Raw genomic sequence first — 8,143 nt, 5'->3', positions numbered from 1 at the left:
CCCCAGGCCGCACGCCCGGACGGCGGGCGGGCGGAGGGCCGGGGGTACGGCGGCGCGCCGCGCCGCCGCTTGATCCTCATAAGAACAACTCGGCAAACCGGCTGACGATGGCGCCGGTGCTGCTATCAAAGTAGAACGCGAACAAAGTTTCGATCTCCCCGCGCGACCCCGAGGCAACGGTTCCTTCGCCAACGCTTCTTGCTTAGCGCGAACGAGACATCCAAGCAGCATGCACCCAAACGTCCAGCGTCTTGCACGCAACCGAGCGTCCTGTCATGATCACATTAGCGGGCCCCGTCACTGGGCGATCACCTAACAGAAGGGCATACAGTGCGAACGTGAATTGCGCATTCAAGGAGAATTGGGATAATACGGTCACGCCAACAATGGCCAGCTGTAACGATTTGTAGTCATCTGACTACGTGAGCGAAATACTGTTTGTCGCCTCTTGAAGGGGATGGCATCCTAGCTGACATGGTGACTGAAGAAGACCTCCCCATCTCCAGCCTTCTCCTCGACAATAAGAACCCGCGCCATCGCGAGGTGGCGGGGCAGGAGGAGGCCATCCGTGCACTCCTCGGTCACCAGCCAATCAAGCTCTACAACCTCGCCGTACACATCATCGACAATGGCCTAAGTCCAATTGATGGGCTGGTCGCCCTACGGCAGGGAAGCGAGTACGTCGTACTCGAGGGAAACAGAAGAGTAGCGGCACTGAAGCTATTGCTGAAGCCCGCGATCTGTCCAATTCCGCGGTATCGCAATCTCTTCGCCGAACTAGCCAAAAAGGCCTCTCTTCCCACAGCTATTCGGATTAAAGTCGTGGACAATAGAGCCGAGGCTAAGCCTTGGCTCGAGCTAAGACACGGCGGCGAGCTGGACGGCGCGGGCACCGTTAGGTGGAGCACGGGGCAGAGGACGCGTGCCTTCGCAACGCCCGGAACCCAGGAGTACAAGGCTGTTGCGACCTTGGACTGGGTATTCGAAAAAGCCGAATCCGGAGCCAACGAGGCGCTCTACCAGCTCGCCGAGAATATATTCGATAACAAGATCACCACTTTTGGTCGGCTTGTTGGAGATCCCAGTTTTCGGTCTTACTGCGGCTTCGATCTTGTTGGCCACGACATGCACTTGACCGACAGCGACAGTGCTGTACTCGTTCGCCTTAACCAGGTTCTACTCGACCTCGCAGGCGATCTCACTGTCTCTGACCTTAAGAGCAAGGAACAGAGAAAGGAATACATCCGGAGGCTCGCCGAGAGGCTCGGTGAGTCCGTCGACACTCCGGCTGCCAAAGATACGACATCATCTTCTGAGAACTCGAAGCCGTCAACGGACCAGCCCAACACGAAGGATGCTGGGGAACAGACAGCGGGCTCCGGCTCCTCCGCCAAGCCGTCCGCCGGCACCACGGATGCCACAGAGAAGGAGACCCACGAGGACGCAGACGACAACGACAGTGCAGCGTCCCCTGGAACCGAGGAGGAAGCCGCTAAGCAGAAATCCGACGAGAAGAAGACCGAAAGAGAGAGGGCTAGGTCCAAAAAGCTGTTCTACGGCCTCAGACTTAGGAACTGCGGCCCTCGTACTCGGGATATACTCCTCGAGGCCCAGAAACTTGATGCTGATACCTTCAGGAATAGCGCGGCTGCGCTCACTAGAATGGTGATCGAGTTTGTGGTCACTCAGGCAATCACCGATTGCGGCTGGACCCAGCCACCGCGGGATGAACTCCGTCAGAAGGTACAGACATGCATCACCTATCTAGACCCTTCCGGAAAGGACAAAAGGTATAAGGATATTCGTAATCAGGTTGGCGCTCCTGACAGCATCATCGGCGGGAGCACTCTAAATGCATTCCTTCATAACCCTAACTACTTCCCCACCGCGGTCGAACTGCGTTCAATCGCGGACAAATATGTCGACTTCCTGAAAGAACTCGACGCTGCGATTGGACAGGCAAAGACCTAATGCAATACGTGAGTCCACTCCGGTATCCGGGGGGCAAGGGCAAGATGACAGATTTTCTTGCGCGACTCATCCGAGGCCAACGACCACGTCCTACAACATATATCGAACCATTCGCCGGAGGTGCAGGAGCGGCAGTCGCGCTCCTGCACCTTGAAGTCGTTGACCGCATCATACTGAACGACCTTAATCGAGGAATCGCACAATTTTGGCAGAGTGTGTTCTCTCAAACAGAGGACCTGATTTACAGGATTCAAACCTGCGACGTAAGCTTGAATGAATGGCATCGACAACGAGAGGTTTACCTATCCGACTCTGCCGATGGCCTCGACTTGGCCTTTGCTGTATTCTATTTGAACAGGACCAACCGATCCGGAATCTTGGACGCAAGACCAATCGGTGGACTAGAACAAACCGGGAATTGGAAGATTGACGCACGTTTCAACAAAAAGGACTTGATTGAAAGAATTGAGAATCTAGGCGCCTACAGACATCGCGTAGAGATCATGTCCGAGGACGGCATCGATCTCATGGCGTCCTTTCGAGACAAGAAAGGCGCCTCTTTCTTTTATATCGATCCACCCTACTTTGGGCAGGGCGATGAACTATACATGAACACATTGACCTGGGCGGATCACAGCCGACTTGCCAAGACAATCGCGAGCGACAAAGTGCGCTATTGGCTTCTAACCTATGATGCCGATCCTCGCGTTGAGACACTCTACCCCAAACACCGAATAGCAAGTTTCTCCATCTCTCATACCGCCGCTAAGCAGCACGTAGGCATGGAGTACTTGGTGGTGTCGGACCTACTAGACGTCGTAAGCCTCGACGGCATCTCCCGGCGCAACGGATCATGGCTGGAACGCGAATCTTCAGCGGGTGACAAGCCCATTTCTGTTTGAAGGACCACTTATCCACACAGGAGTCGGATTTTCACCGCTTCTGTTGATGGCCGGCAGCCACCAGCTAGGGCCGCAGACGGGGCTGCCTCCTTGAGGCGAGACAAGGCCACACCGGAGTGGGGCACAGCGGTCGTTGTCCCGCCTATCGATAGAAGCCATGTACTGCGAATGTATAAGGCGATAGCTTCGCGGTGTGGCTGATGACGCTGAGCTGACGCGCTGGGTCGTGCACGGGGAACGGCTGATCTACGACAACCGGTGGATTCGGCTGGGGTTGGCCGATGTGGAGATCCCCGGAGGGGAACGGTTCGAGCATCACGTGGTGCATCTGGATCGCGCCGCAATCGCTGTCGTACTGGATGAGCAGGATCGGGTCTTGCTGATGTGGCGGCATCGGTTCGTGTTCGATCGATGGGGGTGGGAGCTTCCCGGCGGGCTTGTCGAGGCCGGCGAGGATCCGATGGTGACCGCTGCCCGGGAGGTGGAGGAGGAGACCGGGTACCGGCCCAAGAACGTCGAGCGGCTGGTGAGCTACCAGCCGATGGCTGGCATGGTGGATGCGGAGCACCTGCTGTACGTGGCGCGCGGGGCCGAGCTGGTGGGCGCGCCTGACGGCGAGGTGGAAGCCGACCGGATCGAGTGGGTTCCCATGGCGGAGGTTCCCAGCATGATTGCCCGCGGGGACATCTGGACGTCGGGAACGTTGATCGGGTTGCTTCAGGCTCAGGTGTGGCTCAACGGCCGAGGGCGCGGTTGACCGCTTTCGACAGTTCGTCGATGCGGCGGCGTTGTCTGCGGCTCCCGGTCATGGTGGCCAGTTGCTGAGCGCGTTGGATATGGGGTTGGGCGGCTTCGGGGTCGCCGACGGCCAGGAGGGCGTGGCCGAGGTCGCAGCGGACGCCAGATTCGGCTCTGTTGTAGGTGCCGTCCATGCCGGCAAGGGCCGAGCGGAGGTCGTCGGCGGTGTCTGGGTCGCCGAAGCGTACGAGACAGTTGCCGCGCCAGCGGGCTATGTGGTGGGCGTTGATGGACAGGTAGGGCATGTCCGGGTCGCCGTCCCCTTCGGGGAGAAGGGCGGTGGCCTGGTCGAGAGCCGCGCGGCAGGTGGTCTCGTCGCCGAGGATGGCGGCGGCTTCTGCTTCGGCTGCTGAGAGCCAGGTGCGAAGGCGAGCCGGCACGTGCGCACCGTGGTGCTCGTGAACATGCTGCAGGAGTTCGGTCGCTTCGGCGGGGCGGCCGAGTTCCATGAGGACGTACGCCTGTTCGCCAGAGACGTAGGCCAGCAGGGCCGCGTCGTCAGCCTCGTACGCGGCGGCTTTGGCGCGCTCGTAGTGGGTCCAGGCGTCGTTGAGTGCCAGGGTGTTGATGGCCTGCCATCCCGCGAGTGAGGCGGTTTCGGCGAGGAGGTGGGCCAGTTGGGCGCGGAGGCCGGGGCGGATGGCGTGGCGGTGGGCGCGCTGGATCTGGGCCATCTGGGCGTGCATCTTGTCGGCGATGGCGGGGCCTCCGAGGCGGCGGTCCAGGAGGCGCAGGTTGTTGGTGTCGGTACGCAGGATCATGACCGTGGTGGGGTCGACGACTGCGGCGGCGTCCAGTCGGTTGATGAGTTCGGTGGTTTGTTCTTCGTGTTCGTCGTCGTGGTCGCCGGTGGGTGAGGCGATGTCGACCGGGGCCAGGCCGAGGAGCATGCGGGCGTGATCGGGCAGGCGTAGGCCGGAGGCGACGCGCTCGATGACGGCAAGTTCTTTGATCGTTCCGTTGCCGCGCAGGATGGCGTTGACGCGGGGCTGACCGAGGCCGGTGGCGGTGCCGATGCGGACCTGGCTCGCGCCGTATTTGACCGCAAGACCGAAAAGTCCGGCAATGTCGCGCTCTCTGAGAATTTCCCGGGTCTGTTCCTGTTCCCAGACAACGGCGGGTAGTTCAATTGGGTCGAACGCGCCATTTTGCATTGCTGACCTCCGGCTTTGTCAATGTCCGGATGATGCATTGCCGTGTGGCGGAGCCTATATCCCATCGTCGTATATCAGCGTGGGATAGGTAAGAAAAGTATCGGCGTCCATGCTGTCCGGCATGACAACGCCAGTCAGATGTACAGAGTGCGAGGGACGGGGCTGGAAGATCGTCACCCGGCGCGGCCACGTGGCGGCTTCGGGGCTGGGTCTGGCGGCATCCGCCCAAGAGGACTGCCTACACTGCCCGGGGCCGGCCGAGACGCCTCAGGAGCGGTTCGAGTGGGAAGTCCGGATCACCTCGGAGCAGGGTGAGGCGCTGGGACCGTGCGGGTCCTCTGCCTTCCAGGCCACCGCGATGGACGAGTTGCGCAAGGCGATGCGGGGCATGCCGGGTGACGCCTCTATTCGGGGCAGCATCGTGCACAAGGTCTTCGACTTCGGTGCGGGTGCGGATGGCTGGTCAAGCCGTCATATCTTCCGGGCATATCTCGACCCGGCGGGTTCCGTACTATTTGAGCGGGTCGCCAAATGATCGCCCCCATGATGATCGGTACGGATCCCTGTCGGTCGGCCGAGCTCCTGCAAGAGGCTTTGCGGCACGACGGAATCAAGGCCGATGTCCATGATGGTTATGGGCTGGCGTTGGTTTCGGTCTGGGTTGGCCTGGTCGTATGGTGCGACGGTGGGCGCTTTTGGTGGCGTACCGGGTGGAATGCCGGTCGTCGGCGCGTCATTTATGCCTGGCATCCGGCGACTGATCCATTTCGGGCGGCTCGCCGTATCGCTATGCGGTACGAGGAATTGCGCGACCAGCGATGCACTGAGGTGGGCCGACACGAGGCGCCCTCTGCGGAGCCTCAATGAACACGTGGGAGCGTGTTGGGAGCCGCGCAACGATCGTGACCATGGAGCACAGCCCTGCCTCCACGCGGGCCTACCGATCTATGTTGATCGGGCGCGAAGGGCGGGTGGTGGCGGTGCTGCGTGAGGGCAACGTCGCTCTCCTGAAGCTCGACGGCGAGTGGTGCGACCTGCCGGAAGGTGCGCAGCGTTGGGCTGTCGCGTGGGATGACCTTGCGATTCATGAACCGGCGGGCGAGGCTGAGGTCGCTGTCCAGAGGTACGTGGCCGGCTTCTCGAAAGAGGGCCGCGTCCTGAAGCAGCACGCCGTCGTGCCTGGAACGAAGGTCGCCATTTGTTCTTCGCCGGTCAAGCCGCTGCCCTTCTGCGGTTGGTCGCTGACCTTCTCCCCCACTGCCCCTCAGGCGTGCGCGACGTGCCTCACGCTCCTCGATGCCCTTGATCCGGACGGCAGTAAGGTCACTATGCCCGCACCCTGATGGGGCCTGACAAGCACATCCTTAGCCGGTACTGTGCTTGTGCGCATGAGTGCAAGAGCGAACGGGCGGTTGAGATGAGCATGGACTTCGCCCCACCGAAATACGCCCAGGTGATGCGGGCTATTCAAGAGCGTATCGAGTCGGGCGAGTACGCCCCGGGCGACATGCTGCCGTCCGAAACACAGCTCGTGCGCGAATTGGGCGTCGGCCGAACCACGGTAGTGCGTGCCCTTCAGACGTTGGCCATGCAAGGTTGGATCGAGCGCGAGCATGGGCGTGGCTCCTTTGTGAAGGGTCGTCCGGAGAGCGCGGCCGAGCGGGTACGGCCCAGCCAGATGACTACCGAACAGGGCGAGAGCGCCGATGCGGTGGTGGAAGCCGGGCGCGTTCCAGCCCCACGGCATGTAGCGCGTCTGCTGGGTGTTGCCGAGCAAACCCCAGTGATCATGCGTAAGCGGGTGGCTCGACAGGCGGACGTGATCTCGGCCGTGGAGACGGTCTGGGTGCCGCTGGAGCATGCCATCGGCACCGACCTGGACAAGCCCGAACCCCTGCGGCGCGGCATCCGCCAGCACCTCCAGGCCGTCAAGCACCTGCGCTTCGACCACATCACCGAGCGAGTCAGCGCACGCATGCCCACTCAGGAGGAAGCCGAGCTGCTCGGGTCATCCAACCCGGTCCTCGGCGTGCTGGCCACCGTGCATGACCCGGCTGGCGACGTGCTGATGGTGGCGAGCCTGGCCCTGCCCGGGAGCCTGCACGAGCTCGAAGATGTCTTCAAGGTGAGCTAACTCTTACCAGCCACTTACCTCTCATCCACTTGTGCGGACGAGTTGTAGTCACTTACTCTCAACTCATGCGGACAAGTGGACGAGCGAACGAAGGGCTCTCCATCGCTATCGAGAGGAACAACATGGCAATCCAGGGACCCATCCCCGTCACCTACAACATGGTCTTCCCGCACGGCTGCTACATCGTCGGCGAGGTCGAGCCCGTCAAGGACTTCGACGCCTCGTCCAACGGCCGGTTCGTGCAGGCCCGCGACAAGCAGACAGCAGAGCTGGTCTGGCAGGTCGCGGTCATGGACGGTGACCCGACCCTCAAGCCCGCCCAGAAGACGGTGGCGGTCAAGATCCTCGCGCCGGTCCAGCCGGTGCCCCCTCAGCCGATGCCGGGGCTGCCGTTCACGCCGGTCGAGTTCGACGGCATGTCCATCACGCCGTATGTCAACGCCGCCGGTCGCCTCGCGTACTCGATCAAGGTCCGCGAGATGCACGCACCCCGCCAGACCACCCAGCCCACCCAGAGCAAGGCTTCGGCCGGAAAGGACGCCGCCTAAATGACCCGTCGCCGTACCCCGCGCAACAGCGTGATCCGACTGACCACCGGACACGCCGCCCGCACCCTCAACCACCCGTACGCCCACCGTGAGCCCGTCCTGGCGCTCGACTTCGGCGCCACCTCCGTCCTGGTCACCACCAGCGGACCCGTGACCGTGGAAGACCTGAAGTTCGCGCGCCAGCTCGCCCGCGAGGCCCACCGCTTCGCGCGCTCCCTGGAGCGCAGCTTCTACGGGCTGCCCGATGGCAAGGGGGTCGCGGCATGAGTCTCGGCCCGTACACCTACGTCACGCTGTCCCTGCGACAGGAGTCCACGCCGCACGTCGGCGTCTCCTTCCACACGCCCGACCTCAAGGTCCGCTCCGGACTCCTGCTCAGTTGTTCGCGGCCGTACCTGGAGTTCAACTCTCACGAGGCTGACGTGCACATCTCCACCACCGGAGCCGGACCGGTCACCGACACCGACCTGGCCATTGCCAGAGAGATCTTCACCGCTGCCGCTCGCTACCTGGCCGACTGCGAGCAGTTGCACGCCGAGCAGTCGGCCACCACCAAGGACGCCACCGACCCGGCGGCCTGACATGAGGCGGGGCCGCTGGAAGCGGCAACTTCCGGCGGCCCCTCGGTTCTCCCCT

The 8,143-nt window shown here is 62.1% G+C and carries 10 protein-coding genes; 9 read left to right on the top strand and 1 reads right to left on the bottom strand.

Annotated features, from left to right (window positions below; genetic code table 11):
* The first annotated feature begins 474 nt into the window (after positions 1-474).
* The 3 genes from ACWDX9_RS06335 to ACWDX9_RS06325 all read left to right on the top strand — a co-directional run bounded on the left by ACWDX9_RS06335 (position 475) and on the right by ACWDX9_RS06325 (position 3,630).
* Complete coding sequence (locus tag ACWDX9_RS06335; RefSeq protein WP_449949692.1) at positions 475-1,971, top strand: hypothetical protein; 1,497 nt, start codon at positions 475-477, stop codon at positions 1,969-1,971.
* A complete protein-coding gene (locus tag ACWDX9_RS06330; protein WP_449949689.1) occupies positions 1,971-2,873 on the top strand; it encodes a DNA adenine methylase in 903 nt (300 codons plus the stop codon). The genes ACWDX9_RS06335 and ACWDX9_RS06330 overlap by 1 nt, the downstream gene beginning before the upstream one ends.
* A 193-nt stretch (positions 2,874-3,066) precedes the next feature.
* The gene (locus ACWDX9_RS06325) at positions 3,067-3,630 is read left to right on the top strand and encodes an NUDIX hydrolase (protein WP_449949686.1); all 564 of its coding nucleotides are present in this window, start codon (positions 3,067-3,069) and stop codon (positions 3,628-3,630) included.
* Here ACWDX9_RS06325 and ACWDX9_RS06320 read toward each other — a convergent pair.
* Positions 3,608-4,825, bottom strand: a complete 1,218-nt coding sequence (locus ACWDX9_RS06320; protein WP_449949684.1) for an XRE family transcriptional regulator — start codon at positions 4,823-4,825, stop codon at positions 3,608-3,610. The genes ACWDX9_RS06325 and ACWDX9_RS06320 overlap by 23 nt on opposite strands.
* A 121-nt stretch (positions 4,826-4,946) precedes the next feature.
* Here ACWDX9_RS06320 and ACWDX9_RS06315 point away from each other — a divergent pair, with 121 nt between their 5' ends.
* The 6 genes from ACWDX9_RS06315 to ACWDX9_RS06290 all read left to right on the top strand — a co-directional run bounded on the left by ACWDX9_RS06315 (position 4,947) and on the right by ACWDX9_RS06290 (position 8,088).
* Positions 4,947-5,360, top strand: a complete 414-nt coding sequence (locus ACWDX9_RS06315) for a hypothetical protein (RefSeq protein WP_449949681.1) — start codon at positions 4,947-4,949, stop codon at positions 5,358-5,360.
* Positions 5,361-5,688: 328 nt separating this feature from the next.
* Positions 5,689-6,168 (top strand): hypothetical protein, encoded by a 480-nt coding sequence (locus ACWDX9_RS06310; protein WP_449949679.1) that lies wholly within the window; start codon positions 5,689-5,691, stop codon positions 6,166-6,168.
* A 74-nt stretch (positions 6,169-6,242) separates the two neighbouring features.
* Positions 6,243-6,959 carry a GntR family transcriptional regulator gene (locus tag ACWDX9_RS06305; RefSeq protein ID WP_355354820.1) on the top strand — a complete coding sequence of 239 codons (717 nt, stop codon included), beginning with the start codon at positions 6,243-6,245 and terminating at the stop codon, positions 6,957-6,959.
* Between the two features lie 122 nt (positions 6,960-7,081).
* Positions 7,082-7,507, top strand: coding sequence for a plasmid replication, integration and excision activator (locus ACWDX9_RS06300; protein ID WP_449949677.1), 426 nt, complete (start codon positions 7,082-7,084; stop codon positions 7,505-7,507).
* On the top strand, positions 7,508-7,774 hold the full coding sequence (locus tag ACWDX9_RS06295; RefSeq protein WP_449949674.1) for a hypothetical protein: 267 nt from the start codon (positions 7,508-7,510) through the stop codon (positions 7,772-7,774).
* Positions 7,771-8,088: a hypothetical protein gene (locus ACWDX9_RS06290; RefSeq protein ID WP_449949672.1), complete on the top strand. Its 318-nt coding sequence runs from the start codon at positions 7,771-7,773 to the stop codon at positions 8,086-8,088. The genes ACWDX9_RS06295 and ACWDX9_RS06290 overlap by 4 nt, the downstream gene beginning before the upstream one ends.
* The last annotated feature ends 55 nt before the right edge of the window (positions 8,089-8,143 follow it).

It is taken from the genome of Nonomuraea sp. NPDC003201 (assembly GCF_053590415.1).
The sequence above is the reverse complement of the archived record's forward strand: the minus strand, read 5'-3'. Positions and strand labels throughout refer to the sequence as shown.

Coding starts and splice junctions, on each gene's coding strand:
- ACWDX9_RS06335 (WP_449949692.1), top strand. CDS start 475: ATGGTGACTGAAGAAGACCTCCCCATCTCCAGCCTTCTCCTCGACAAT.
- ACWDX9_RS06315 (WP_449949681.1), top strand. CDS start 4,947: ATGACAACGCCAGTCAGATGTACAGAGTGCGAGGGACGGGGCTGGAAG.
- ACWDX9_RS06305 (WP_355354820.1), top strand. CDS start 6,243: ATGAGCATGGACTTCGCCCCACCGAAATACGCCCAGGTGATGCGGGCT.
- ACWDX9_RS06320 (WP_449949684.1), bottom strand. CDS start 4,825: ATGCAAAATGGCGCGTTCGACCCAATTGAACTACCCGCCGTTGTCTGG.
- ACWDX9_RS06300 (WP_449949677.1), top strand. CDS start 7,082: ATGGCAATCCAGGGACCCATCCCCGTCACCTACAACATGGTCTTCCCG.
- ACWDX9_RS06330 (WP_449949689.1), top strand. CDS start 1,971: ATGCAATACGTGAGTCCACTCCGGTATCCGGGGGGCAAGGGCAAGATG.
- ACWDX9_RS06295 (WP_449949674.1), top strand. CDS start 7,508: ATGACCCGTCGCCGTACCCCGCGCAACAGCGTGATCCGACTGACCACC.
- ACWDX9_RS06310 (WP_449949679.1), top strand. CDS start 5,689: ATGAACACGTGGGAGCGTGTTGGGAGCCGCGCAACGATCGTGACCATG.
- ACWDX9_RS06290 (WP_449949672.1), top strand. CDS start 7,771: ATGAGTCTCGGCCCGTACACCTACGTCACGCTGTCCCTGCGACAGGAG.